The organism is Nocardia sp. CY15 (assembly GCF_009829295.1).
GTDB lineage: Bacteria > Actinomycetota > Actinomycetes > Mycobacteriales > Mycobacteriaceae > Nocardia > Nocardia sputi.
This window is the reverse complement of the sequence record NZ_VUOT01000036.1, coordinates 22,354-46,595: the sequence shown is the minus strand read 5'-3', so window position 1 is coordinate 46,595 and position 24,242 is coordinate 22,354. Positions and strand designations below refer to the sequence as shown.

21 protein-coding genes are annotated in these 24,242 nt (G+C 68.8%); 15 read left to right on the top strand and 6 right to left on the bottom strand.

Annotated elements, in window-relative coordinates:
- Window position 1: 1 nt before the first annotated feature.
- Window positions 2-646 (bottom strand): MBL fold metallo-hydrolase, encoded by a 645-nt coding sequence (locus GVY39_RS28655; RefSeq protein ID WP_159930020.1) that lies wholly within the window; start codon window positions 644-646, stop codon window positions 2-4.
- Between the two features lie 131 nt (window positions 647-777).
- Here GVY39_RS28655 and purS point away from each other — a divergent pair, with 131 nt between their 5' ends.
- On the top strand, window positions 778-1,014 hold the full coding sequence (gene purS / locus GVY39_RS28650) for a phosphoribosylformylglycinamidine synthase subunit PurS (protein WP_039794963.1): 237 nt from the start codon (window positions 778-780) through the stop codon (window positions 1,012-1,014).
- Entirely contained in the window at window positions 1,011-1,688 is a 678-nt protein-coding gene (purQ, locus tag GVY39_RS28645; protein WP_159930018.1) for a phosphoribosylformylglycinamidine synthase subunit PurQ, read from the top strand. The genes purS and purQ overlap by 4 nt, the downstream gene beginning before the upstream one ends.
- A 52-nt stretch (window positions 1,689-1,740) precedes the next feature.
- On the opposite strand, the gene GVY39_RS28640 is transcribed toward purQ, so the two are convergent.
- A complete protein-coding gene (locus GVY39_RS28640) occupies window positions 1,741-2,817 on the bottom strand; it encodes a substrate-binding domain-containing protein (RefSeq protein ID WP_159930016.1) in 1,077 nt (358 codons plus the stop codon).
- Window positions 2,818-2,866: 49 nt separating this feature from the next.
- On the opposite strand from GVY39_RS28640, the gene GVY39_RS28635 reads away from it, so the two are divergent.
- Both GVY39_RS28635 and GVY39_RS28630 read left to right on the top strand, forming a co-directional pair.
- Window positions 2,867-3,298, top strand: coding sequence for a MarR family winged helix-turn-helix transcriptional regulator (locus tag GVY39_RS28635; RefSeq protein WP_159930014.1), 432 nt, complete (start codon window positions 2,867-2,869; stop codon window positions 3,296-3,298).
- 234 nt (window positions 3,299-3,532) lie between these two features.
- The gene (locus tag GVY39_RS28630) at window positions 3,533-4,831 is read left to right on the top strand and encodes a M18 family aminopeptidase (protein ID WP_159930012.1); all 1,299 of its coding nucleotides are present in this window, start codon (window positions 3,533-3,535) and stop codon (window positions 4,829-4,831) included.
- Here GVY39_RS28630 and GVY39_RS28625 read toward each other — a convergent pair.
- Entirely contained in the window at window positions 4,780-6,093 is a 1,314-nt protein-coding gene (locus GVY39_RS28625) for a glycosyltransferase 87 family protein (protein ID WP_236565724.1), read from the bottom strand. The two genes, GVY39_RS28630 and GVY39_RS28625, sit on opposite strands and share 52 nt — an antisense overlap.
- 128 nt (window positions 6,094-6,221) lie before the next feature.
- Here GVY39_RS28625 and purL point away from each other — a divergent pair, with 128 nt between their 5' ends.
- Entirely contained in the window at window positions 6,222-8,516 is a 2,295-nt protein-coding gene (gene purL / locus GVY39_RS28620; protein ID WP_159930010.1) for a phosphoribosylformylglycinamidine synthase subunit PurL, read from the top strand.
- A gap of 62 nt (window positions 8,517-8,578) precedes the next feature.
- Here purL and GVY39_RS28615 read toward each other — a convergent pair whose 3' ends face one another.
- A complete protein-coding gene (locus GVY39_RS28615) occupies window positions 8,579-8,869 on the bottom strand; it encodes a YiaA/YiaB family inner membrane protein (protein ID WP_159930008.1) in 291 nt (96 codons plus the stop codon).
- Between the two features lie 155 nt (window positions 8,870-9,024).
- Between GVY39_RS28615 and GVY39_RS28610 the strand changes: the two genes are divergently transcribed.
- The 4 genes from GVY39_RS28610 to GVY39_RS28595 all read left to right on the top strand — a co-directional run bounded on the left by GVY39_RS28610 (window position 9,025) and on the right by GVY39_RS28595 (window position 13,681).
- Window positions 9,025-10,758, top strand: a complete 1,734-nt coding sequence (locus tag GVY39_RS28610) for an alpha/beta-hydrolase family protein (protein ID WP_159930006.1) — start codon at window positions 9,025-9,027, stop codon at window positions 10,756-10,758.
- Window positions 10,759-10,790: 32 nt separating this feature from the next.
- Window positions 10,791-11,402 (top strand): CPBP family intramembrane glutamic endopeptidase, encoded by a 612-nt coding sequence (locus GVY39_RS28605; protein ID WP_236565723.1) that lies wholly within the window; start codon window positions 10,791-10,793, stop codon window positions 11,400-11,402.
- Window positions 11,403-11,737: 335 nt separating this feature from the next.
- A complete protein-coding gene (locus GVY39_RS28600) occupies window positions 11,738-13,192 on the top strand; it encodes a serine hydrolase (RefSeq protein WP_159930004.1) in 1,455 nt (484 codons plus the stop codon).
- Between the two features lie 93 nt (window positions 13,193-13,285).
- Window positions 13,286-13,681 (top strand): sterol carrier family protein, encoded by a 396-nt coding sequence (locus tag GVY39_RS28595; protein WP_370523833.1) that lies wholly within the window; start codon window positions 13,286-13,288, stop codon window positions 13,679-13,681.
- Window positions 13,682-13,799: 118 nt separating this feature from the next.
- On the opposite strand, the gene GVY39_RS28590 is transcribed toward GVY39_RS28595, so the two are convergent.
- Window positions 13,800-15,068, bottom strand: coding sequence for a YhgE/Pip domain-containing protein (locus GVY39_RS28590; RefSeq protein WP_159930036.1), 1,269 nt, complete (start codon window positions 15,066-15,068; stop codon window positions 13,800-13,802).
- A 216-nt stretch (window positions 15,069-15,284) separates the two neighbouring features.
- Between GVY39_RS28590 and purF the strand changes: the two genes are divergently transcribed.
- The 6 genes from purF to purM all read left to right on the top strand — a co-directional run bounded on the left by purF (window position 15,285) and on the right by purM (window position 23,876).
- Window positions 15,285-16,877: an amidophosphoribosyltransferase gene (purF, locus tag GVY39_RS28585; RefSeq protein WP_159930002.1), complete on the top strand. Its 1,593-nt coding sequence runs from the start codon at window positions 15,285-15,287 to the stop codon at window positions 16,875-16,877.
- Window positions 16,878-17,198: 321 nt separating this feature from the next.
- Window positions 17,199-18,806 (top strand): ABC transporter substrate-binding protein, encoded by a 1,608-nt coding sequence (locus tag GVY39_RS28580; RefSeq protein WP_159930000.1) that lies wholly within the window; start codon window positions 17,199-17,201, stop codon window positions 18,804-18,806.
- Between the two features lie 125 nt (window positions 18,807-18,931).
- Window positions 18,932-19,942 (top strand): ABC transporter permease, encoded by a 1,011-nt coding sequence (locus GVY39_RS28575; protein ID WP_236565728.1) that lies wholly within the window; start codon window positions 18,932-18,934, stop codon window positions 19,940-19,942.
- Entirely contained in the window at window positions 19,942-20,985 is a 1,044-nt protein-coding gene (locus GVY39_RS28570) for an ABC transporter permease (RefSeq protein ID WP_159929998.1), read from the top strand. Before GVY39_RS28575 ends, GVY39_RS28570 begins: the two co-directional genes overlap by 1 nt.
- Entirely contained in the window at window positions 20,978-22,669 is a 1,692-nt protein-coding gene (locus GVY39_RS28565; RefSeq protein ID WP_159929996.1) for an ABC transporter ATP-binding protein, read from the top strand. Before GVY39_RS28570 ends, GVY39_RS28565 begins: the two co-directional genes overlap by 8 nt.
- 130 nt (window positions 22,670-22,799) lie before the next feature.
- Entirely contained in the window at window positions 22,800-23,876 is a 1,077-nt protein-coding gene (gene purM, locus GVY39_RS28560) for a phosphoribosylformylglycinamidine cyclo-ligase (protein WP_159929994.1), read from the top strand.
- Between the two features lie 147 nt (window positions 23,877-24,023).
- Here the strand turns inward: purM and GVY39_RS28555 are convergent, their stop codons facing one another.
- Window positions 24,024-24,230: a DUF3073 domain-containing protein gene (locus GVY39_RS28555; RefSeq protein ID WP_062968610.1), complete on the bottom strand. Its 207-nt coding sequence runs from the start codon at window positions 24,228-24,230 to the stop codon at window positions 24,024-24,026.
- Window positions 24,231-24,242: the final 12 nt, after the last annotated feature.

Below are 24,242 nucleotides of genomic sequence, written 5' to 3'. Positions count from 1 at the left end.
CCTACAGCTCGGTGGCGTCCTCCGGTGCGAGCACCCGGAATTCGGTCCCCTCGGGCGCCATCTCGTTCAGCCGGCCGAAGTAGATGCCCTGTGCCTCGGGCCGGATGATGCCGAAGTGGATGGGCAGCGCTACCCGCGGCGCGACGGCGCGCAGGTAATCGACGGCCTCGCTGATCCGCATCCACGGTGCGACCGCCGGAGCGGCCAGCACGCCGACCGGGACCGGCGGCACCCACAGCGAATCACCGGGGTGTACCAGCTGCGCCGGGTCGGCCGGGGTGCCCAGCAGGAAGACCGTGTTGTCGATCACGGGAATCTCCGGGTGGATGACGGCGTGCCTGCCGCCGCCGCCGGTGATCTGGAGACCGTCGAGCGTCAGGATGTTGCCCGCGCGCACCGGTTCCCACGGCTCGCCGCGCTGCTGGGCGGTCTGCGGATCCGACAGCAACCGTGCGCCGGGGTTCGCCTCGATCAGCGCCTCGATCCGGTCCGGGTCGATGTGGTCGGGATGCTGATGGGTGACCGCGATCGCGTCCAGGCCGGTGAGGCCCTCGAAGCCGTGCGAGAAGGTGCCCGGGTCGAACAGGATCTTCTTGCCGTGCAGCTCGACGAGGAGGCAGGAATGACCGAAGTGGGCTATGCGCATGCCGTCATGCTATCCACGCCCGGTGTGTTCTCCGTGACATCGCCGATGTCTTGGCCGACCCCGCGGATGCCGTGCCCGACCTGCACAACTACGCTGCTGAGGTAACCCCCCAACCACATGAGGAGCAACGCGTGGCACGAGTCGTGGTCGAGGTGATGCCGAAGGCCGAAATCCTGGATCCGCAGGGGCAGGCCATCGTCGGCGCACTCCCGCGCCTGGGATTCGAGGGCGTCTCGGACGTTCGGCAGGGCAAGCGATTCGAACTCGACGTCGACGACAGCGTCGATGACGCGGCGCTCGAGCAGATCGCCGAATCGCTGCTGTGCAACACGGTGATCGAGGAGTGGAAGGTGGTCCGCGTTTCATGACCGCGCGCATCGGGGTCATCACGTTTCCCGGCACGCTCGACGACGTCGACGCGGCCCGGGCGGTGCGCCTGGCCGGCGCCGAGGCGGTCAGCCTGTGGCACGCCGACGCCGACCTGAAGGGCGTCGACGCGGTGATCGTGCCCGGCGGCTTCTCCTACGGCGACTACCTGCGTGCCGGCGCCATCGCCCGGTTCGCCCCGGTGATGGGCGAAGTCGTGCGCGCGGCGGGCGCCGGACTGCCGGTGCTGGGTATCTGCAACGGTTTCCAGGTGCTGTGCGAGGCCGGGTTGCTGCCCGGCGCGCTGACCCGCAACGAGGGCCTGCACTTCATCTGCCGCGACGAGTGGCTCACCGTGGATTCGGTGTCCACCGTGTGGACCTCCCGCTTCGAGCCGGGCGCTCAGATCCTCATCCCGCTCAAGTCCGGTGAGGGGCGCTACCAGGCGTCGGAGGCCGTGCTGGACCAACTCGAAGGCGAGGGCAGGGTCGTCTTCCGCTACTCGAGCGACAACCCGAACGGCTCGCAGCGCGGCATCGCGGGCATCGCCTCGGCCAACGGTCGCGTCGTCGGCTTGATGCCGCACCCGGAGCACGCCACCGAGCCGCTGACCGGACCCAGCGACGACGGCCTGGGCCTGTTCCTCTCCGTGCTGGACACCCTGGTCGCTGTGTGATCCGGCCGCCGGGCCACGAACGGACGACGCTCGGTCTCGGCGTTTGTCGACTTCAGCTGATGCGGTCGATGATGTCGAAGTCGACGCCTTTCGCGCGGGCGATATATCCGCGTTGAATCGCCTGGTTGCCGCGGAAACCCCGCACCCCGGCGGGGGTTTCGAGGAACAGGCCGTGATCGAGGGCATCGAGTATCTCGGGCACTTCCAATGATCCGACCGCCCGTGCGAGCGCGCCCAGCGTGTGGATGGCTTCGTAGGTGGCGTTGCTGAAGCTGGTCAGCGCGGGGGCGAACGCGCCGTGGCGCGCGGTGTAGCGGGTCATCCGGTCGCGTCCGTCGGGCGTGCGGTCGTCGAGGAAGAAGCTGGACGCCACGAAGAAGTCGCGGTTGGCCTCGGGGCCCGCCGCCAGCAGCACGTTCTCGTCGGCGGCCGGGCTGACCCGCAGCTGACTCGCGGCGCGGCCGGTGGCCGCGTACTGCCGGTTGAAGCGGGCGACGTCGGCGCCGACCATCAGGATCACCACCGCGTCGGCCAGGTCGAGTGCTGGATGATCGAGGAAGCCGGAGAAACTCGGCGACCCCAGCGGCACGAACTGTTCCAGCACGATCGCCGCCGGATCGGACAGGCTCGCGCGGATCGCGGCGGCGGAACGGCGCGGCCAGATGTAGTCGTTGCCGATGACGGCCCAGCGCCGCACGCCGTACTCGCGTTCGAGCCAGTGCACGGCGGCCACGGTCTGCCCGGCCGGGTGCTCGCCGAGCATCAGCACGCCTGGCAGTTCGTCGGTCAGGCCCTCATGGCTGGTGGCGTACAGGTATGGCACCCGGCCCGCGCCCGCTCGCGCCACAGCCCGCCGGACCGCGGAGGTGTGCCACCCGGTGATGGCGTGCACCATGCCGGTGGACAGCAGCGCGGAGACCTCGGCGGCGACCTCGTGTGGCGGGCGGCCCCCGTCGATATTCGTGGTACGAATTTCCCGCCCCAGAATTCCCGCACTCCGGTTGATTTCGTCGACCGCGAGCGTTACCGCCGCATCGCAGGACGGCGCGACGATACCGCCCGGTCCCTGCCGCGGAACTATGTTGAGGACCTCGATTGTGCCCTCGGGGCTCTCGAACGGCGTCGACATTCGGTACTCTTCTTCTCGTTCGAGCGAAATTCATGGCAGGCAGGGAATAATGACGTCCATTGTAAGCGGAAATTCGACGCTGCATGGCGCGCTGCGTGCCGCGGAGCGCGGTTGGGTGCGGCACTTGGACACGGCGTTGTGCGCCAGGCAACTCTCCCCGGATCAGTGGTCGATGCTGTCGAATCTGTGTGGTGACACGGGTATCACGATGACCGAGCTGGCAGCCAAATCGCAGCTCGCGCCGTCCTCGGCCACCCGGCACGCCGACTATCTGGCCGAGCGCGGCCTGATCTTCCGGCTCGCCGCACAGGACGATCGGCGCCGCATCCTGATCGGCCTCAGCAGGCTCGGAGCCGATCTGGTCGCGGAGGTGCGTGCGGAGGAGGCGCGCGCCGAGCAGGAGTTGCGCGGACGAATCGGCGCGCGCCGATATACCGAACTCATGCGATTGCTCGACCTGGTTTCCATCGCCTCGGAGTAATACTCCGCAGTACCGGACATTCATCCGATGAATGCCCCGAACGTCCGATTTGTGATCGTCCGGCAAACCATTCTTGCCGTCATGTTCCACTGTGAATAGCCCGCGCGGCGGGGCCCCGCGCGAGCGAATTCTCCGCGATAACAGCAAGGCTCGTACCGTCTCGACCGATATCAGGCGCACGCGCGCGCCGACCGGGACACTACGGTCGCGGCTCACTTGCCTAGGATCGCAGGCATGCCCGTCTCCTCCACCGCTGCCACGGCCGCCGGGCTGTGCGCGTTCATCGATGCGTCTCCGTCGCCGTTCCACGTCTGCCGCACGGTCGCCGCGGAATTGGACGCGCGCGGGTTCACCCGGCTCGCCGAATCGGAGACCTGGCCCTCGGACGGTCCGGGTAGGCACTACGTGGTTCGCGGCGGGTCACTGGTCGCCTGGGCTGCCGGAGACGCCGCGGGCGCGACCCCGTTCCGCGTGGTAGGGGCGCACACCGACAGTCCCAACCTGCGCGTCAAGCAGCATCCCGATCTCACCTCGGCGGGCTGGCAGCTCGTCGGGTTGGAGCCGTACGGCGGCGCGTGGCTGAACTCTTGGCTGGACCGGGAACTCGGTGTCTCGGGGCGGCTGAGCGTACGCGAGGCGAACACGGTGCGTGAGCGGCTGGTTCGCATCGATGAGCCGATCCTGCGGGTGCCGCAGCTGGCCATCCACCTGTCCGAGGACCGCAGGGGCGTCACGCTGGATCCGCAGCGGCACGTCAACGCGGTGTGGGGCGTCGGGTACGAAGCGGCGGCGTTCATCGATTTCGTGGCCGACCGGGCCGGGGTCGATCCCGGCGAGGTGCTCGGCTGGGAACTGATGACCCACGACCTGGCCCCGAGCAGGCTGATCGGTCGCGACCACGACCTGGTCAGCGCGCCGCGCCTGGACAACCAGGGCACCTGTTTCGCGGGTTTGCACGCGTTCCTGGCCGCGATCGACGATCCGGGCGCGGCGATCCCGGTGCTGGCCATGTTCGACCACGAGGAGGTCGGCAGCCAATCCGACCGTGGCGCGCAGTCGGATCTGCTGCCCGCGGTGCTGGAACGCATCGTGCTCGCGCGCGGTGGTGGGCGCGTCGATTACCTTGCCGCGCTGGCCGGTTCGGTGTGCGCGTCCGGTGACATGGCGCACGCGACGCACCCGAATTATCCGGAGCGGCACGAGCCCGCGCACCGGATCGAGGTCAACGGCGGGCCGGTGCTGAAGGTCAACCAGAATCTGCGCTACGCCACCGACGCCACCGGCGCCGGGGCGTTCGCGCTGGCCTGTGCTCAGGCCGGAGTCGCGTTGCAGCGCTACGTGCATCGCGCAGACCTGCCCTGCGGCTCCACGATCGGCCCGATGACCGCCGCGCGCACCGGCATGCCCACCGTCGACGTCGGCGCGCCGCAGCTGGCGATGCATTCGGCGCGCGAGCTGATGGGCGCGTTCGACGTTCCGGCTTATGCCGCGGCGCTGGCCGCCTTCCTCACACCCGAGACCGCCGGGCGGTAGGTGACCACCGCGACGACGAGGACGGCGAAAGTGGCCAGAACGTAGCTGCTTCCGATGATCTGCTGCCACCAGGACCACTCCAGCTCGCGGTCGCGCGAGTGCGGCAGCAGCCAGTGCGGACCGATCAGGAACAGCACGGTGGCCGCCGCGACCGCGCCGATCACCCGCGGGCTGCGCGCGCCGCGCACCACGAGATCGGCGGTGACCACCAGCGCGGGCGCGATCCACACCCAGTGATGCGACCAGGACACCGGCGAGACCAAGAGCACCACCGCGGCGTTCACCAGCAACGCCGCCACGGTCGCGCCCGCGTCGATCAGCCTGCGCATCCATACCGCGGCGAGCGCGACGGCCAGCGCCGACAGCGCGATCCACAGCACGGTGGCCACCGTGTCGTCGACGCCCAAGCGGAAGGCCATGCCCTTGATGGACTGGTTGCCCGCGAAGTAAGGGGGGCCGATCCTGCCGGTGTCGGCGAGGGTGTGGAACCAGTAGTTTACGGAATCGCCGGGGAACAGCAGGAATCCGAGGCCCACCGCAGCGATGGCGGAGATGACCAGCGTGCCCGCGGCCTTCCAGTCCTTGCGCAGCAGGAAGTACAGCAGGTAACCGGCCGGGATCAATTTCACCGACACCGCGATGCCGATCAGCATGCCGCGCGGCCAGAACGGCTTGCGCACCAGGCAGTCCAGTGTGATCGCGGCCATCAGCACCAGGTTGATCTGTCCGAAACCGAAGGTCTGGCGGATCGGTTCGAAGAACTGCGCCACCGCGACCGCGCCGACGACCAGGGTGAGCACGGCCGGGCGGGAAAGCTCCGGACGCGGGCGCGCAAGCACCAGCCACAGCGAGATGCCCAGGCTCGCCACGGAGGTGACGACCACCAGCACCTCGGCGACCACCAGCGGCATCAGGGCCAGCGGCGCGAAGAACAACGCGGCAAGAGGCGGATAGGTGAACGGAAGTCCGATGCCCTCGACCGGCGGCATCGGGCCGTAGAGATCGCCGCCGTCCAGCCAGACCCGGGCGCCGTTGCGATACACCTGGAGGTCGATGTAGCCGTGCCACCAGTGCACCAGCAGCGACACGAGCACCGACACCGCGAACAACGCGATAGCAGCAATCAGCCAGCGCACTTTCGGTTCCGGCAGGTTCGGCGACGCGGCGCCGGGCGCGGTTCCCGAGTCTCCGCCCGAGGCGAGCGCGGCGTCCGTGGCGATCGATCGCCCACCCGGATTCGCGACCCCCGATCCTTCGTTCACCGGCTCAGAGTAGCCGGTGCGTGGGGCCCCTACCCACTGCCTCTAGACTTGAACCCAGGCATCTCGCCGCCACCCAGTGACAACGCTCGTCGCTTCACAATGCCCGGCCGAAAGGACCCTGGTACTCCGTGACTCCGCAGGTCGACACCGTCAGCGCAGCCGCAGCAAACCCCGACGTGCCGCAACCCTACAAAGAACTCGGCCTCAAAGACGACGAGTACGCGCGCATCAAGGAGATCCTCGGTCGCAGGCCGACCGACGCCGAACTGGCGATGTACTCCGTGATGTGGAGCGAACACTGCTCCTACAAGTCCTCGAAGGTGCACCTGCGCTACTTCGGCCAGACCACCACCGACGAGATGCGCGAGTCCATGCTCGCGGGCATCGGTGAGAACGCGGGCGTCGTCGACGTCGGCGACGGCTGGGCGGTCACCTTCAAGGTGGAAAGCCACAACCACCCCTCCTACGTCGAGCCCTACCAGGGTGCGGCCACCGGCGTCGGCGGCATCGTGCGCGACATCATGGCGATGGGCGCGCGTCCGATCGCGGTGATGGACCAGTTGCGCTTCGGCGCGGCGGACGCGGCCGACACCCGTCGCGTGGTGGACGGCGTGGTGCGCGGCGTCGGCGGGTACGGCAACTCGCTCGGCCTGCCGAACGTCGGCGGCGAGACCGTGTTCGACCCCTCCTACCAGGGCAACCCGCTGGTGAACGCGTTGTGCGCCGGTGTGATGCGGGTCGAGGACCTGCACCTGGCCTTCGCCTCCGGCACCGGCAACAAGATCGTGCTGTTCGGCGCGCGCACCGGCCTCGACGGCATCGGCGGCGTCTCGGTGCTGGCCTCGGACACCTTCTCCGGTGACGAGTCCGGCTCCGGCCGCAAGAAGCTGCCCTCGGTGCAGGTCGGCGACCCGTTCACCGAGAAGGTGCTCATCGAGTGCTGTCTCGAGCTGTACGCGGCGAAGCTGGTGGTGGGCATCCAGGACCTCGGCGGCGCCGGATTGTCCTGCGCCACCTCCGAGCTCGCGGCCGCCGGGGACGGCGGCATGCACATCGAGCTGGACAAGGTGCCGCTGCGCGCGGCCAACATGACGCCCGCCGAGGTGCTCTCCAGCGAGTCACAGGAGCGCATGTGCGCGGTCGTCACGCCCGAGAACGTGGACGCGTTCATGGCCGTGTGCCGCAAGTGGGACGTACTGGCCACGGTGATCGGCGAGGTCACCGACGGTGACCGGCTGGTGGTCACCTGGCACGGCGACACCGTGGTCGATGTGCCTCCGCGCACCGTCGCGCACGAGGGCCCGGTGTACGAGCGCCCGGTCGCGCGTCCCGACGGGCAGGACGCGCTGATCGCCGACACCCCCGACCGGCTCACCCGGCCGAAGACCGCCGACGAACTGCGCGACACGCTGCTGCGGATGATCTCCAGCCCGCAGCTGTGCAGTCGCAAGTGGATCACCGAGCAGTACGACCGCTACGTGCGCGGCAACACGGTGCTCGCCGATCAGGCCGACGCGGGCGTCATCCGGATCGACGAAGCGACCGGCCGTGGCATCGCGCTGGCCACCGACGCGTCCGGCCGCTATACCAAGCTGGACCCCTACACCGGTGCGCAGCTGGCGCTGGCCGAGGCCTACCGCAACGTGGCGACCACCGGTGCGACCCCGAAGGCGGTCACCAACTGCCTGAACTTCGGTTCGCCGGAGGACCCCGGTGTGATGTGGCAGTTCCAGCAGGCGGTGCGGGGCCTGGCGGACGGTTGCGTGGCGCTCGGCATCCCCGTCACCGGCGGCAACGTCAGCTTCTACAACCAGACCGGCCAGACCGCGATCCTGCCGACCCCGGTGGTCGGCGTGCTGGGCGTGCTCGACGACGTGCACCGTCGCATCCCGACCGGCCTCGGCCTGGAACCGGGTGAGACGCTGATCCTGCTCGGCGATACCCGCGACGAGTTCGGCGGTTCGATCTGGTCCCAGGTGGTGCACGACCACCTCGGCGGCGTCCCGCCGCAGGTCGATTTCGCCCGCGAGCAGTTGCTCGCGGAGGTGCTGACCGCCGGGTCGCGCGACGGCATGATCAGCGCCGCCCACGACCTCTCCGAGGGCGGCCTCGCTCAGGCCGTCGTCGAAGCCGCGCTCGCCGGTGAGACCGGGTGCCGCGTCCTGCTCCCCGAGGACGCCGACCCGTTCGTCATGCTGTTCTCCGAGTCGGCCGGCCGCGTGCTGGTCGCCGTTCCCCGCTCGGAGGAGACCAGGTTCACCCGCATGTGCACCGCCCGCGAACTGCCGTGGGTGCGCATCGGCGTGGTCGACCAGGGCTCGGATTCGGTCGAGGTGCAGGGCCAGTTCTCGGTCACTCTCGAGGAGCTGCGGGCCGCGCACGAGGGCACGCTGCCGAGGCTGTTCGGCGCGGGCGCCGTCTGACGAAAACGCCCACCTGGGCGGGCCTGAACCCCTCGTTACCGGGCCCGCCCAGGTGCGCGTGTTCAGGCGACGGAATGGAATGGATCGTGCTCGGAGAGCAGCTTCTCCATCCGCGCCTGATCGATGCGACCGTGTATGGTCGCCGCCTCGTGCTGGTCGCGCACCACTTTCGCGAGCGTGAACGTGCTGGTGACCAGGAAGAGCACGGACATCCCGAGGAATCCGCGCTGCCAGGCGTCCAATGGCAACGCGTAGACCCCGATGCCCACTCCGACGAAACTGACGCCGAAGGCGATCGCCGCCTGCGCGACATAGGCGGCGCTGGCCTTCGGCCGCGCGGTCGATGTGCTCATGGGTGTCAAGTCTGCGGATCACGCCGACCACGCACCCGTGTACAACTACTCGAGCGAAATGGGTAGTTGCCATAGCGGTGTGATCTGCGTCGAGCGGGCCCGCGTGGCGCCGGGCAACGCGCCGGGTCGTCGGTGGCGACCGCCATACTGGTCGAATGCTGGAGACCGCCGGAGCCATGCGGAAGCTGCGTAGACGCGCAGTCGCGGTGACCCGGCGCGCCGAGGACGTTATCGACCTCAACTACGTCGGCTTGGTGATCGCGACGGTGTTCTTCGCCCTGTCGGTGACGCCTTCTCTGCTGCCGCGCGACTGGTTGTTCCAGGGGCTGATCAGCGGGATCAACGCCGCGATCGGGTACGGCGTCGGCTGCCTGCTGGAGTGGCTTTTCCGGCTCTGGGTGCGGCCGCGGCTGAAGATCTCGGCGCCGCCGACCTGGGTGCGATACGCGGTCAAGTCCGCCGTGCTCTTCACCGCCGCGCTGAGTGCCGCCTTGATGCTGGTGCAGTCGGCGCGCTGGCAGCGCGAGATCACCGCGCTGATGGGCATGGAGGGCACCACCACGCCCGCCTACCTGCGCACCGGTCTGCTGAGCCTTTTGGTCGGCGCCGCGGTGGTCGCGGTGTACCGGACGTTGCGGGAGATCATCCTGTTCCTGGCCCGCCTGCTCAACCGGTGGGTGCGAGTGCCCCGGGAACTCGCACCGGCCGCCGGGTTCCTGGTGCTGGTGGTGCTGGCCGTGACGATCTTCAACGGCGTCGCCACGCAGGCGTTCTTCGCGGTGGCCAACTCGGCCTTCAGCGTGCGCAACGACCACACCTCTGTGAACGCCGTCCAGCCGCGACAACCGGAGCGCTCCGGCAGCCCGACCTCGTTGGCGAAATGGGAGACCCTCGGGTTCGAGGGACGCTGGTTCGTCTCGCACGGTCCCACGGCCAGCCGCATCACCTCGGTCACCGGCCGCCCCGCCAAAGAGCCGATCCGGGCCTACGTCGGCTTGGAGTCGGTCGAAGGCGGCGTGGAACCGGCCGATCTGGCAGTGTCCGAGCTGGAGCGGACCGGGGCGTTCGACCGGAAGGCGCTCGTGGTGGTCACCACCACCGGCACCGGGTGGGTGAACTCGCTGGCCGCGGGGGCGATCGAGTACATGTACGACGGCGACACCGCGATCGTCGCCACGCAGTACTCGTACCTGCCGAGCGTGCTGTCGTTCCTGGCCGACCGCACCAAGGCCGCCGCGGCGGGCAGGGACTTGTTCGACGCGGTGTACGAGCACTGGACCGCGCGCCCGCCGCAAGCGCGTCCCAAGCTGCTGGTGTACGGGGAGAGCCTGGGCTCACAGGGGTCCGAAGCGGCGTTCGACGGCTTGGCCGACCTGCGCGCCAAGGTCGACGGCGCGCTGTGGGTCGGCCCGCCCAACTCCAACCGGCTGTGGCAGCAATTCGTCGCACGCCGCGATCCGGGCTCCCGTGAGGTGCAGCCGTTGTACGCGGACGGACTGGTGGTCCGGTTCGCCTCCGACAGCGCCGATTTGGCGCGGCCGTCCTCGGAGTGGCGTGCGCCGCGCATCGCCTATCTGCAGCACGCGTCCGACCCGATCGTCTGGTGGTCGACGGATCTGATCTTCTCGCAACCGGATTGGTTGTCCGAGCCGCGCGGCTCGGACGTCTCCTCCCAGATGCGCTGGTGGCCGTTCGTCACGTTCTGGCAGGTGGCCGCCGACCTGACCAACGCCCAAGGCGTCACCGATGGGCACGGACATCGTTACGGCACTTTAGTGCTCGACGGCTGGGCGGCCATCGCCGCGCCGCCGGACTGGACCGCGGCGCGTTCCGAACGGATCCGGGCCGAAGTGGAGACGGCGGAGGATTTCGAGCGGACGACCAAGTGAACTCACGGCGCGCCGTGCGAACGATGGCGGCCATGGCGTTTCCGCTCCTCTGGAACAACGCGGTTCTGCCCCGGCTCGGTCTCGGCATCCGCGGCCGGACCGCCGCCAACGCCGGTTTCGCCACCGCGTACGCGCTCGCGCTGCGCGACGAGGCGGGCCGCTGCTCGGTTCGCGGCCTGCGCTGGGGGGTGTTCGCCGCCTCGATCACCGGCACCGGATACGTCGTGGCTCTTGCCGTTCCATCGCTGCGGTGGCAGCTGGCCGCGCTGCCCGATCGCGCGCCTGAAGTGCCCACGAGGGAGTGGGTGGCCGTGCACATCCCGCTCGGCACCGTCTACAGCGAGGAACTCGTCTTCCGCGGGACGCTGGATCCTTTGCTGGACACCGCGGTGGGTTCGCGGGCGGGGACGCTGCTCGGCGCGGCCACGTTCGGTCTCTGGCACATCGCTCCCGCGCGAGCCGTTGGCGACAGCGTTGCGGCGACCGTCGCCGTGACCGCCGCGGGCGGCGTCGTGTTCGGGTGGCTGCGCCGGCGTACCGCAGGCGCCATCGCGCCGGCGCTGCTGCACCTCACCCTGAATGCGGGCGGCGCGATCGCACCGCGGCTGGCCTGTCGCGTCGAGGGATTGTTGCGCAAGCGCTGAACGGCTCGGCTCACCTCGAGACGAGTGTGGATGGTTGAGCCGTGCGGGTCTCTGCGGGACGCGGCTGACAGTCGCGTAGCGGACAGCAACGCCCCGACGGAGCCGCCGAACCAGGCGCCGCGCCGATCGGTCACCTACAGGAAAGCCCCCGCTGCCTGGTCGATCTCGGTCCTCACGGTCGTCGGCACGGCGGCGTTCCCGAGCCGAATGGGCCTTTGCCGCAATCGAAGCCGGACAGTCGCTGCAACCACACAGTTGCGCACGTCGTTTCGATATAGGTACAGTGTTCGCATAACGCGCACAGTGTGCGCAACGCGAAGAGTCTGGGAGAAGAAATGTCGAACACGGTGAACTGGGACGAGACGGGCGCGTGGCAGGTACGCGGAGACTGGGGGAGCACGGCCTCGACCGGGCGCAGGTTCTCCGTGGCCCGCTGGCATGCACGGTTGGACGAGCTGCGCGCCGAGCATCACGTGCCGGGCGCGTCGCTGGCGGTCCTGGTGGACGGACAGGTTTACGAGATCGCCAGCGGTGTCCTGCACCGGGGGACGGGAGTGCCGGTGACCACCGACTCGGTGTTCCTCTGCGGCTCGATCGCCAAGGTGTACACCGCGACGCTGATCATGCGGCTCGTCGACGCGGGCAAGCTCGACCTCGACGCGCCGGTGGTGGACGTCCTGCCGGAATTCGCCACTCCCGACGAGCGGGCGACGGCGACGATCACCATCAGGCAGCTGCTCAGCCATACCGGAGGTGTCACAAACGATTTCAACCACGACGCCGGGCGGGGTGACGATTGCCTCGCCGGATACGTCGCCGCGGCACGGAATGTGGCGTTGGATTGCGCCCCGGGCACGGCGATGTCCTACGGCAGCCTCGGCTATGTGGTGCTCGGTCGCGTCGTCGAAGTGCTCACCGGCATGACCTGGGACGAGGCCGTGCGGGACATGCTCGCCGGCCCGCTGGGACTCGACCACCTGGTGACGCTGCCCGAGCAGGCGCTGCGTTTCCGCGTCGCGATGAGCCACCTCGGGGCGGCGGGCGTCGACCCGGAGCCCGCTCCGGAATGGGACGCGATGCCCCGCAGTGTCGGGCCGGCGGCCCGGGTGATCACGACGGCGGGTGACATGGTCCGCTTCGCCCGCATGCATCTCGACGGCGGACGCGCCGCCGACGGCACCGCGGTCCTCTCCGCGGCGTCGGTCGCCGCGATGCGGCGGCGGGAGGTCGACGTCCCGGACAAGTGGACCGTCAGCGCCGACGGCTGGGGGCTCGGGTGGACCCTCTACGACTGGGACGGCATCAAGGGATTCGGCCACGACGGTGCCGCGATCGGCCAGTACGCGTATCTGCGGGCGGTGCCGGAAGCGGGCGTCGCGGTTGCGCTGCTCACCAACGGTGGCGGCGCGCGGCCGCTCTACGCGGCCCTGTTCCGCGAGCTGCTCGCCGAATTGGCGGACGTTCGGGTGCCGGAGGTGTTCGGCCCGGCCGACCCGCCGGCCGCGGTGGACATCGCCCCGTTCGTCGGCACCTACCGGCGGGCGGGAGTGGTGATCACCGTCACCAAGCGGGACGACGGCACCGGCCACATGCTCTACGAGTTCGTCGACGGTATGGCGGGCATGTCACCCGCGCTGAGCATGGACCTGACCCCCGTCGGTCCCACCGTCTTCGCCGCGTCCGGCGCGGGCCCGTCCTTCAGCGAGGACTACATGCCCGTCGTCTTCGACACCCTCACCGACGGCACCGAATGCTGCTACGTCGGAATGCGCGCCACCCCCAAGGCGTGACCGCCTGGCTGCCCGGTGCCTCGCACCGTTCGCGGGCGAGAGGCAGCGGGCGACCACACAGGCCAACGGGGGCAGGGAAGTAGGGTCGGAACCGTGGCAGGACGAGGGACGGTCGACCCCGCCCAGATGCGGGCAGCGGTCGCGGCGGTGAGCGAGTGGTTGCGCGACGAGTCCGAGAACGCGCCTACGCGTGCGACACTCGCGGCGGCGGTGCGGACCACTGCGCGCTCGCTGGCAGCCTCCGCGCCCGGTCACTCGGTGGAGATCCGGGTGCCGCCATTCGTCGCGGTGCAGTGCGTCGAGGGGCCCCGGCACACCAGGGGCACCCCACCGAACGTCATCGAGACCGACCCGCGTACCTGGCTGCTGCTGGCCACCGGGCTGCTGGACTTCGACGCCGCCGTGACCTCCGGCGCAGTCAGCGCCTCGGGCACCCGTGCGGCCGAGATAGCCTACTGGCTGCCGATCGTGCGGGCCACGACTGCCTGACGCGGACCGCGCACCCGCGATCGAGGAGCGTGTCCGGCTCCGGAGCTCGCCGTGGCTTCGAGATGACCCTCGGGGCGGGTGCGGCCGCACGCAATGCCGAGTATTCCGACGCGCCGGGTCACGCCCGGAGGATGTTGCGGCGCTCCAGCCCCTTGCGGTCGTAGAAACGGGTGACCGCCGCACCGAAGATGAGCCCGATCGCCAAGCCGAGGACCGCCATCCACACTCCGCGGGTGAGTCCCGCCTCGAAACTCGCGTCGAAGTACAGGATCGAGCGCACCCCGAGGAACACCTGGTGCATGGGCTCGAAGGAGGCGAGCCAGCCGAAGTACTGCGGTGTCGCCTCGATCGGCACCGTTCCTCCGGAGGACGGCAAGCCGAGGATGACGAACAGGATCAGGTTCACCAGCAGGCCCGCCGAGCCGATCGCCGCCAGCATGGACAGACCGGTCACGCCCACGGCGGTCATGGCGAGCGCGCTGTAGAGGTAGAGGGCGAGCGGATTGCCGATCGGCATGTCCAGCAGCTTGCCGACGACCAGGAACACCGCGGCGACGATGTTCGCCGCGAGCACGAACACGCCCCACTTGAGCAGCAGGGTCCGGAACCGGGAGATCGGCGTCGGCGGATAGTGCACATACCAGGGGCCGTATTCGGTGGGCACGAAGCCGAGCTGGGCATCGATCATGGTGTGGATCACCATCGCGCCGACCACACCGGCCAACAGCAGCAACAGGGCGTAGAAGAACGCGGTCAGTCCCTGGCCGCTGCCGTGCGGAAGCGGATGATACTGCTGCTCGACCACCTGGATCGGCGACGCCAGCGCGACCTTGGTCGCACCCGTGAGTTCGGGCGCGGGGGGACCTCCGGGCGGCGGGGCGAGTTGCGCGGTCACCTGATCGAGCAACTGCTTGCCGACCTGCTTGTTCACCTCGGCCAGCGCCTCGTTGCCGACCCGCAGCACGATTTGGGTGCCGAACGCGCCGGTGCGCGGGTTGGTCTGCAACGTGATGATCGGCCGCTGGATATCGCCGGGTATGACACTGCCCACACCCAAGTTGCCGAGCCGCTTGCTGAAATCGCTCGGGATGACGATCGCGCCGTAGACCTGCCCGGACTGCATCTGCCGCTCGGATTCGTTGATGCTGATCACACGCAGGTCGACCTTGTCGGACGGCACCCCGGCGGACAGCGCTTCGGTGATCTGGTTGCCGAAATCGACCTGCCGCTTGTCCGCGCCGCTGCCGATGGTGTCGCCGACGTCCTGATTGACCAGGGCGATCGGGAAATCGTGCAGGTTCTTCTCCGGATCGACGACATAGTCGAGGTACATGATGCCCAGCAGCGCGGTGAGCAGGCTCAGCACCGCGAGCGGAAAGAGCACCATCCGAGGCCATGGCCTGCGCGCCGGGGCCGCGCCCGACTCCGTCTTGCCCGCATCGTCCGTAGTCGTCACGGTGCGCACCGTAACAGCTGGCGCTACCGGAAATGCCGCGCTTCGCAGCACCTGGATTGCTGTTCGGATGCGGCAGGCGTGCGACTGCGCCGCCGACCACCCGTAGAATGAAATTCGCCCCCAGCCCGCCCGAACAGGGAGCAAACGGTGACCAACGCCGAACTGCCGGTCGACAGCATTTCCGCCCCCTCGTATTCCGCTCCGGACGTCGATGAGAACGAGCCGCGCGAGGAGTGCGGAGTGTTCGGAGTCTGGGCGCCGAGCGAAGAAGTGGCCAAGCTCACGTATTACGGTCTCTATGCTTTGCAGCACCGTGGGCAGGAGGCGGCGGGCATCGCGGTCTCGGACGGTTCGCAGATCCTCGTCTTCAAGGACCTGGGTCTGGTCAGCCAGGTTTTCGACGAGCAGACGCTGGCGGCCATGCCGGGGCACATCGCCGTCGGTCACTGTCGCTACTCCACCACGGGCGGAGTGACCTGGGAAAACGCCCAGCCCATCTTCCGTACCACCGCGGTCGGCTCCGGCCTTGCCCTGGGACACAACGGCAATCTGGTCAACACCGCCGAATTGGCGAGTCGCGCACGCGAATACGGCTTGCTCGGCGCCTCCGTTCGCGGCGGCCGCCCGCAACCCGCGGCCGCGACCTCCGACTCCGATGTGGTCACCGCGCTGCTCGCGCACGCCGCCGCCGACTCCAGCATCGAGCAGGCCGCGATGGAACTGCTGCCCACTTTGAAGGGCGCGTTCTGCCTGACCTTCATGGACGAGCACACGCTCTACGCCGCGCGCGACCCGCACGGCGTACGTCCGCTGTGCCTGGGCAGGCTCGAGCGTGGCTGGGTCGTTGCCAGTGAGACCGCCGCGCTGGACATCGTCGGCGCCGCCTTCGTCCGCGAGATCGAACCCGGCGAACTGCTGGCGATCGACGCCGAGGGCGTGCGCTCGATGCGCTTCGCCAACCCCGAGCCCAAGGGCTGCGTCTTCGAGTACGTGTACCTGGCCCGGCCGGACAGCACCATCGCCGGCCGGTCGGTGCACGCCACCCGGGTGGAGATCGGCCGTCGCCTGGCCAAGGAGCATCCCGTCGATGCCGACCTGGTGATCCCGGTGCCCGAATCCGGCACACCGGCGGCCGTCGGCTACGCCCAGGGGTCGGGGGTGCCCTACGGCCAAGGCCTGATGAAGAACGCCTACGTCGGGCGCACGTTCATCCAGCCGAGCCAGACCATCCGGCAGCTGGGCATCCGGCTCAAGCTCAATCCGCTGCGCGAGGTCATCCGGGGCAAGCGCCTGATCGTCGTGGACGATTCGATCGTGCGCGGCAACACCCAGCGCGCGCTGATCCGGATGTTGCGGGAGGCGGGCGCGTTGGAGATCCACGTGCGGATCGCCTCGCCGCCGGTGAAATGGCCGTGCTTCTACGGTATCGACTTCGCCTCACGCGCGGAGCTGATCGCCAACGGCGCGGGGACCGAGGGCGACGTCGCGGACATGGTCGAGGGCGTGCGCCGGTCCATCGGCGCCGACACGCTCGGCTACATCTCCCTCGACGGCATGATCGCCGCGACCGAGCAGCCGCGCTCGCGGCTGTGCGCCGCGTGCTTCGACGGCAACTATCCCATCCCGCTACCCACCGAGGCGGCCATCGGGAAGAACGTGCTCGAGGGCATGCTCACCGGCCAGTCCGAGGCCGCACTGCTCGGGGACAACGCGAATGCGAGCGCGCTGAGCCGTCCCTGAGCCTGGTTCGCCACGGCACGCAGGTTCGATTTCGTCCGAGGCATTCTCGCGGATCGTGTTCGTTTGTCGCGCACCGCGAGCTGGCGTGCTCGAGACATCGCGCGGTCCGTTCTCCACCGATCCTGGACGTACGACCGGTTTTCCGGCGGTCGTAGTCGCGGCACATAACACTGCTGACGTCGCCGCGAGTTTTCTTCGAAAACGTAACGTGCCGAAAATGCTTCATAGGTACGGTGCCGATCAGATCGGAAGTTCACCCGGTCCGCACCGGGCCTGCGATTCAGGGGGAACGCGGTGCGGCGCTCGAGAAGTGGGGCCGTGATGAGGAATTCGAGGTTCGGTCGCTCGGCGGGGACGCGCGCCGTCGCGGTCGTCGGCTTGGTGACGTTGGCCGGGTCGGCGCTGGCGGGCTGTGGTTCCGGACGAACCGGTGCGGGCGGTGACGGCCTGGTGACGGGCACCACCGACAAGATCTTCTCCCTCGATCCGGCGGCGGCCTACGACAACGGGTCGCTGGTCGCCGAGACGCAGATCTACCAGTACCTGCTCAACTTCGCCCCCGGCGACGCGACGCCTCGGCCGGACGCGGCGCACAAGTGCGAGTTCACCGCGCCGACGGTGTACACCTGCACGCTGAAGGACAACCTGAAGTTCGCCAACGGCAACCCGCTGACGGCGACCAGCGTCAAGTTCTCCTTCGACCGGATGCTGCGGATCAACGACCCGAACGGGCCCGCGTCCCTGCTCGGCAACCTGGAGAAGACCGACGTGGTGGACGCGCGCACGGTCGCGTTCACATTGAAGGTGGCCAACGACCAGACCTTCCCCGCGATCCTGCCCACCCAGGCGGGGCCGATCGTCGACGAGAGGGTGTACGCGCCGGACAAGGTCATGCCGGACGAGGACGTGGTGCGTGCCAAGGGCTACTCCGGTCCGTACACCATCGCCGGTTACGACAAGAACAAGCTGGTCGAGTACCGAGCGTTCGCCGATTACAACGGCATCCTCGGTACCCCGAAGACCGAGACGGTAGCGACGAAGTACTACGCCACCACCGACAACATGAAGCTCGACCTGCAGAACGGGTCGCTGGACGTCGGATATCGATCGTTCACACCCACCGACATCGAATCGCTGCGGGCCGACAGCGAGGTCACCGTCCACGAGGGGCCCGGCGGCGAATTGCGCTACATCGTGTTCAACCTGAACACCATGCCGGGCGGCACGCCGGAGCAGAAACTGGCCGTGCGCAAGGCCGTCGCGTCCACCGTCGACCGGGCGGCGCTGGCCGACGGTGTCTACAAGAACACCTATCTGCCCGCGTATTCCTCGGTGCCCCAGGGCATGCCGGGCGCGGCGGAGCCGTTCAAGGATCTCTACGGTGCCCAGCCGAACAAGGACCAGGCGGCGAAGTTCCTCGCCGACGCCGGGGTGGCGACGCCGGTAGAGCTGAATCTCCAGTACAACCCCGACCACTACGGCTCCAGCAGCTCCGAGGAGTACGCCGCGATCAAGTCGCAGATGGAGGCCACCGGCTTGTTCCGGGTGAACCTGCAATCCACCGAGTGGGTGACCTACCAGCGGGAACGAGCCCGCGACAGCTATCCGCTCTACCAGTTCGGCTGGTTCCCGGACTTCCCGGACCCGGACAACTACCTCTCTCCGTTCTTCGGTCCGAACAATTTCTTGCAGTCGCATTTCGAGGACCCGGGCATCTCCGCGCAGTTGATCGCCCAGGCGACCCAACCCGACAAGGACAAGCGATTCCAGCAGATCCAGCAGATCCAGCGTGACCTCGCGCGGAACTTCCTGCCGATCGTTCCGCTGCTGTCCGGCAAACAGATCGCGGTCGCGGCCGCGGGCGTGCAAGGCGTGGAGCAGACGCTCGACGCGTCGTTCAAGTTCCGCTACGCGGTGCTGAGCAAGTGAGTTCCGGCGACACAGCCGGGCCCGGAACGACTATTTCGGCGGACATCGAACCGAAACCGGTCCGGACCCGGCGCTTCGGCCCGCGGCGAACGGGCAGGGGTGGCGAGCAGTCCCGTCCTCTCGCGTTGGCGCGCTACCTCGGCGTGCGCCTGCTGCTGATTCCGGTGACCGCGTGGATCCTGGTGACGGTCGTGTTCTTCCTGATGCGCGTGGTCGGCGACCCGATCAGCGCGGCGATGGGCGGGCGCATGACCCAGCAACAGATCGAAGCGCGCAAGGAGGCGGCCGGGCTGAACCGGCCGATCCTGGCCCAGTACCGGGACTACCTCTCCGGGCTCTTGCACGGGGACCTCGGGCGCTCTCAGGACAACCGGGAGATCAGCGAGGTGGTCGTCACCTACGGCGCGGCGTCGCTGGAACTGGTGTGCTGGGCCCTGGTCGTCGCGTTCGCGATCGGCATCCCGCTGGGCAGATACGCCGCGACCCATCGGGATTCGACCGCCGACACCGGGCTGCGGTTGCTGGCGATCCTGTTCTACGCCGCACCGGTCTTCTTCGTCGGGCTGCTGCTGAAGCTGGTGTTCGCGGTGCGGCTGGGCTGGCTGCCGGTGGCGGGCCGGGCGAGCACCAACGTGGAGTTGCGATTGCAGCACGTGTCGCCGAAAACGAACATCATGGTGATCGACGCGATCCGCTACGGCGACTCCCGATACCTGCTCGACGTGCTGGCACATGCCGTGCTGCCCGCCGTCGCGCTGGGCCTGCTCACGGCGGGCATCTTCCTGCGGCTGGTGCGGATCAACCTGATCCAGACCCTCCGCGCCGACTACGTGGAGGCGGCGCGGGCGCGTGGCCTGTCCCGGCGGGTGGTGACCGGCCGGCATGCCTTCCGCAACGCGATGATCCCGATCGTCACGGTGATGGGCATGCAGATCGCGATGATGCTCGGCGCGTCGGTGCTCACCGAGACCACGTTCGAGTGGAAGGGCCTCGGCTACCAGCTCACGCAGTACCTGTCGGCACGCGATTTCGTCGCCGTGCAAGGCATCGCCGCGTTCATCGCACTGATCGTGGCCGTGATGAGCTTCGTGGTGGACGTGCTGGTAGCGCTGATCGATCCAAGGGTGAGGTTCTGATGAGCGCTCCGGAACTGTTGACCGAAACGCTGGTCACGCCGCCCGCGGCGCGCCGGGGTGTGCCGGGCTTGCGGTTGTTCTCGCTGACGGCGGGTTTACAGCGAGCGACGTTGATCCTCGGGCTGGGCTCGATCGGCGTCTTCGTGGTCGCCGCCCTCTTCGCTCCGCTGATCGCGCCGTACGGATTCGCCCAGAGCGCCGCCGACGGCGTCGATTTCGTCCGTCAGCAAGCGCCGTCGGCCGAGCACTGGTTCGGCACCTCGGTGCGCGGGGAAGACGTGTTCTCCCGGGTGCTCTACGGTGCGCGCACCGCATTGTGGGTGATCACGATCTCGCTGGTGCTCTCGCTGCTGATCGGCGTGCCGCTCGGGCTGCTGTCCGGCTATATCGGCCGCTGGCCGGACCGGCTGCTGGTGTTGTTCATGGACGCGATGTACGCGTTCCCGACGCTCCTGCTGGCGATCGTGGTGTCCATCGTGGTCGCGGGCGGTCGCTCGACCAGCCTGGGAGGTGTGCTGTCGGCGGCGGTGGCCATCACGGCGGTGTTCGTGCCGCAGTACTTCCGTGTGGTGCGCAACGCGACCGTGGCCGTGAAGCAGGAGCCCTACGTCGACGCGGCCAGGGTGACCGGCGCGTCGACCACGCGAATCCTGTTCCGGCACATCCTCGCCAACGTCACCCAGTCGCTGCCGGTGATCGTCACGCTCAACGGGTCGGAGGCCATCCTCACCCTGGCCGGCCTGGGTTTCCTCGGTTTCGGCATCGAACCGACCCAGGCCGCGGAGTGGGGCTTCGACCTGAACAAGGCGTTGTCGGACGTGTCCAACGGCATCTGGTGGACCGGCGTCTTCCCCGGCGTAGCCATCGTGTTCGTCGTGCTCGGCATGACTTTGGTCGGCGAGAGCCTCAACGAAGTGCTCAACCCGATGCTGCGCACCCGTCGCGCCGCGGCGGTGATCCGGGCCGACGTCGCCGAGCCCGAGGGTGCGTCCCACGAGCGGGGCACAACGGGTGCGAGAGCAAAGGACGCGACCGATGGCTGAGTCCTTCGCAGCCGACCGTAGGCGGCCCGCCCTGTCCATCGAATCGCTGTCGGTCACCTTCGCCACCGACGCGGGGCCGGTGCACGCGGTCACCGACGTCACCTACGAGGTCGATCCGGGGGAAGTGCTGGCCATCGTCGGGGAATCCGGTTCGGGCAAGTCGGTGAGCTCGCGCACGGCGATGGGTCTGCTGCCGGAGACGGCGACCGTGCGCGGCCTGGTCACCCTGGGCGGCCAGCAGGTCACCGCGATGAGCGAGAAGCAGCTCACCGCACTGCGCGGCGGCGCGATCTCGATGGTGTTCCAGGAACCGGGCCTGGCGCTGGACCCCTTGTTCACCGTCGGCTTCCAGATCGGCGAGGCGCTGCGGGCGCATACCGATCTGACCAGGAAGGCCGCGAAGGCACGCGCCGTGGAGTTGTTGCGCCTGGTCGGCTTGCCCGACCCCGAGTACCGGGTGGACTACTACCCACACCAGCTCTCCGGCGGCCAGAAACAACGCGTGATGATCGCCATCGCCATCGCCTGCGAGCCGAAGGTGATCATCGCAGACGAGCCCACCACGGCGCTGGACGTCACCGTGCAGGCCGAGATCCTCGCCCTGCTGCGGGACCTGCGCGACCGGATCGGCAGTGCGATCGTGCTGATCACGCACAACATGGGCGTGGTCGCCGATATCGCCGACCGCGTGGTGGTGATGCGAGACGGCATGGTGGTCGAGCAGGCCGCGGTGGACGAACTGTTCGCGCGTCCGGCGGCGGAGTACACCCGCACCCTGCTGGCCGCGGTGCCCCATCTGGGCGCCGAGCAGATCGCGCACCGCCCGGCGGCCGCCGTCGACAGCCAGGACGATCCGGTACTCGAGGTCCGCGATCTGGTGGTCGAATTCCCCGGCCCGTTCGGCAGGCCGCGTTTCCGCGCCGTGGACGGGGTGAGCCTGCGCATCGGTCCCGGCGAGACGCTCGGCCTGGTCGGCGAGTCCGGATCGGGCAAGTCGACCATCGGCCGCTGCGTCGCGGCACTGCAACGGCCGACCTCGGGAACGGTGCGGGTGCGCGGCCAGGACATCGCGGGACTGTCGCAGCGCAAGCTGCGGCCCCTCCGGCGGCGCTTCGGATTCGTCTTCCAGGACCCGGCCAGTTCGCTGAATCCCCGGCTCACCGTGGGCGAGTGCGTGGCCGAACCGCTGATCGTGCACAAGGCCGCGAGTTCCGCGGATATCCGGACCACAGTGCGCGGACTGCTCGATGACGTGCGGTTGCCCGCGGGCATCGAACGCCGGTATCCGCATGAGCTGTCCGGGGGACAGCGGCAGCGCGCCAGCCTGGCTCGCGCCCTGGTACTCGGTCCGGACCTGCTGGTCGCCGACGAGCCGACCAGCGCGCTCGACGTCTCGGTGCAGGCGGCGGTGCTGGAGCTGTTCGGTCAGCTCCAGCGTGAGTTCGGCTGGGCGTGCCTGTTCATCAGCCACGATCTGGCGGTGGTCGATCAGCTCGCCGACCACATCGTGGTGTTACGCGGCGGCGCGGTGGTCGAAGAGGGTGATCGAGATCACATCCTGCGCACACCGCGGGAGGAGTACACCCGGCGTCTGGTCGAGGCGGTACCGGTGCCCGACCCGGTACGGCAGCGCCGACGCCGCACACGGCCGGCCGGGCGGTTCGCCGAGGGTGAGATGGACTGATGATCCGCTGTACGGCCCGCGCTGCCCTATTGTCAAGAGGGCGAGCCAACACCGGTGCGGGGTCGTTATCCGGCTCCGGTAGCGTGAGCAGGCATCTATCCGGCGATTCGGTTTGGAGCTTTCCCCGAAAATGACTGAACAGACCCCCAGTGGTGGTGCCTCGTACGCCGCGGCAGGCGTGGACATCGAGGCAGGTGACCGCGCCGTCGAGTTGTTCGGGCCATTGGCGAAGAAGGCGACCCGGCCGGAGGTCCAAGGCGGCCTCGGTGGTTTCGCCGGGCTGTTCGCGCTCAAGGGCGGCTACCGGGAACCGCTGCTGGCGGCCTCCACCGACGGCGTCGGCACCAAGATCGCGGTGGCGCAGGCGATGGACAAACACGACACGGTCGGCCTCGACCTGGTCGCCATGGTGGTGGACGACCTCGTGGTCTGCGGTGCGGAACCGCTGTTCCTGCAGGATTACATCGCCATCGGCAAGGTCGTCCCGGAGAAGGTCGCCGAACTCGTCTCCGGCATCGCCGAGGGCTGCGTGCGCGCCGGGTGCGCGCTGCTGGGCGGCGAGACCGCCGAGCACCCCGGCCTGATGGACCCGGACGACTACGACCTGTCCGCCACCGGCATCGGCGTGGTCGAAGCCGACGCGGTGCTCGGGCCGGACCGGGTCCGTCCCGGCGACGTGGTGATCGCCATGGGGTCCTCCGGTCTGCACTCCAACGGCTACAGCCTGGCTCGCAAGGTGCTGCTCGACATCGATCGCATGTCGCTCACCGGGCATGTCGAGGAATTCGGCCGCACCTTGGGCGAGGAGCTACTCGAGCCGACCAGGATCTACGCCAAGGACTGCCTAGCGCTGATCGCCGAGACCGATGTGCGCACCTTCGCTCACGTCACCGGCGGCGGTTTGGCGGCCAATCTCGCCAGGGTGCTGCCGCCGGGCATGGTGGCCGAGCTGGATCGCGGCACGTGGAACCCGGCGCCGGTGTTCAAGATGATCGCCCAGCGCGGCCGGGTGGAGCGGGCCGAGATGGAGAAGACGTTCAACATGGGCGTCGGCATGGTCGCCGTGGTCGCTCCGGAGGACGTGGACCGGGCGCTGGCGGTGTTGACCGCGCGGCACATCGAGTGCTGGACACTCGGCACGGTCAAGAAGGCCAAGGACGCCGACGCCGTGCGCGCCGTGCTGATCGGTGAGCATCCGCGGTTCTGACCGCGGCGAAGACACGTCAGAGTCCCGCATCCGGTTCGATGCGGGACTCCAGTGTGTTGCAAGCCTTTTCGGCGCCAGTGACGTCGACCCGCGGCAACGTTCGAAGGGGGAGGCCCGTCGGCCTCCCCCTTCACACGTAAATCCGAGTCAGCGGCGCCAGTCGTCGTAGTCGTCCTCATCCCAGCGGGACAAGGAGTCGTCCGCGTCGTGCTCATCGGACAGCACACCACTCCGCTGGGAGGTGGGGCTTCCCGAAAGCTCGCGCTGAAGGCTCGCGAAGTCGGTCGGCGTCGAGCTGTACTTCAGCTCGCGTGCGACCTTGGTCTGCTTTGCCTTAGCCCGGCCACGGCCCATGGCTGACCCCCT

Excerpts from the sequence above, each read along its gene's own strand:
- GVY39_RS28610 (WP_159930006.1), top strand. The coding sequence starts at position 9,025 with ATGCTGGAGACCGCCGGAGCCATGCGGAAGCTGCGTAGACGCGCAGTC.
- GVY39_RS28635 (WP_159930014.1), top strand. The coding sequence starts at position 2,867 with ATGACGTCCATTGTAAGCGGAAATTCGACGCTGCATGGCGCGCTGCGT.
- GVY39_RS28580 (WP_159930000.1), top strand. The coding sequence starts at position 17,199 with ATGAGGAATTCGAGGTTCGGTCGCTCGGCGGGGACGCGCGCCGTCGCG.
- GVY39_RS28605 (WP_236565723.1), top strand. The coding sequence starts at position 10,791 with ATGGCGTTTCCGCTCCTCTGGAACAACGCGGTTCTGCCCCGGCTCGGT.
- GVY39_RS28590 (WP_159930036.1), bottom strand. The coding sequence starts at position 15,068 with ATGGTGCTCTTTCCGCTCGCGGTGCTGAGCCTGCTCACCGCGCTGCTG.
- GVY39_RS28600 (WP_159930004.1), top strand. The coding sequence starts at position 11,738 with ATGTCGAACACGGTGAACTGGGACGAGACGGGCGCGTGGCAGGTACGC.
- GVY39_RS28615 (WP_159930008.1), bottom strand. The coding sequence starts at position 8,869 with ATGAGCACATCGACCGCGCGGCCGAAGGCCAGCGCCGCCTATGTCGCG.
- GVY39_RS28630 (WP_159930012.1), top strand. The coding sequence starts at position 3,533 with ATGCCCGTCTCCTCCACCGCTGCCACGGCCGCCGGGCTGTGCGCGTTC.
- GVY39_RS28570 (WP_159929998.1), top strand. The coding sequence starts at position 19,942 with ATGAGCGCTCCGGAACTGTTGACCGAAACGCTGGTCACGCCGCCCGCG.
- GVY39_RS28640 (WP_159930016.1), bottom strand. The coding sequence starts at position 2,817 with ATGTCGACGCCGTTCGAGAGCCCCGAGGGCACAATCGAGGTCCTCAAC.
- purM (WP_159929994.1), top strand. The coding sequence starts at position 22,800 with ATGACTGAACAGACCCCCAGTGGTGGTGCCTCGTACGCCGCGGCAGGC.
- GVY39_RS28555 (WP_062968610.1), bottom strand. The coding sequence starts at position 24,230 with ATGGGCCGTGGCCGGGCTAAGGCAAAGCAGACCAAGGTCGCACGCGAG.
- GVY39_RS28565 (WP_159929996.1), top strand. The coding sequence starts at position 20,978 with ATGGCTGAGTCCTTCGCAGCCGACCGTAGGCGGCCCGCCCTGTCCATC.
- purQ (WP_159930018.1), top strand. The coding sequence starts at position 1,011 with ATGACCGCGCGCATCGGGGTCATCACGTTTCCCGGCACGCTCGACGAC.
- GVY39_RS28655 (WP_159930020.1), bottom strand. The coding sequence starts at position 646 with ATGCGCATAGCCCACTTCGGTCATTCCTGCCTCCTCGTCGAGCTGCAC.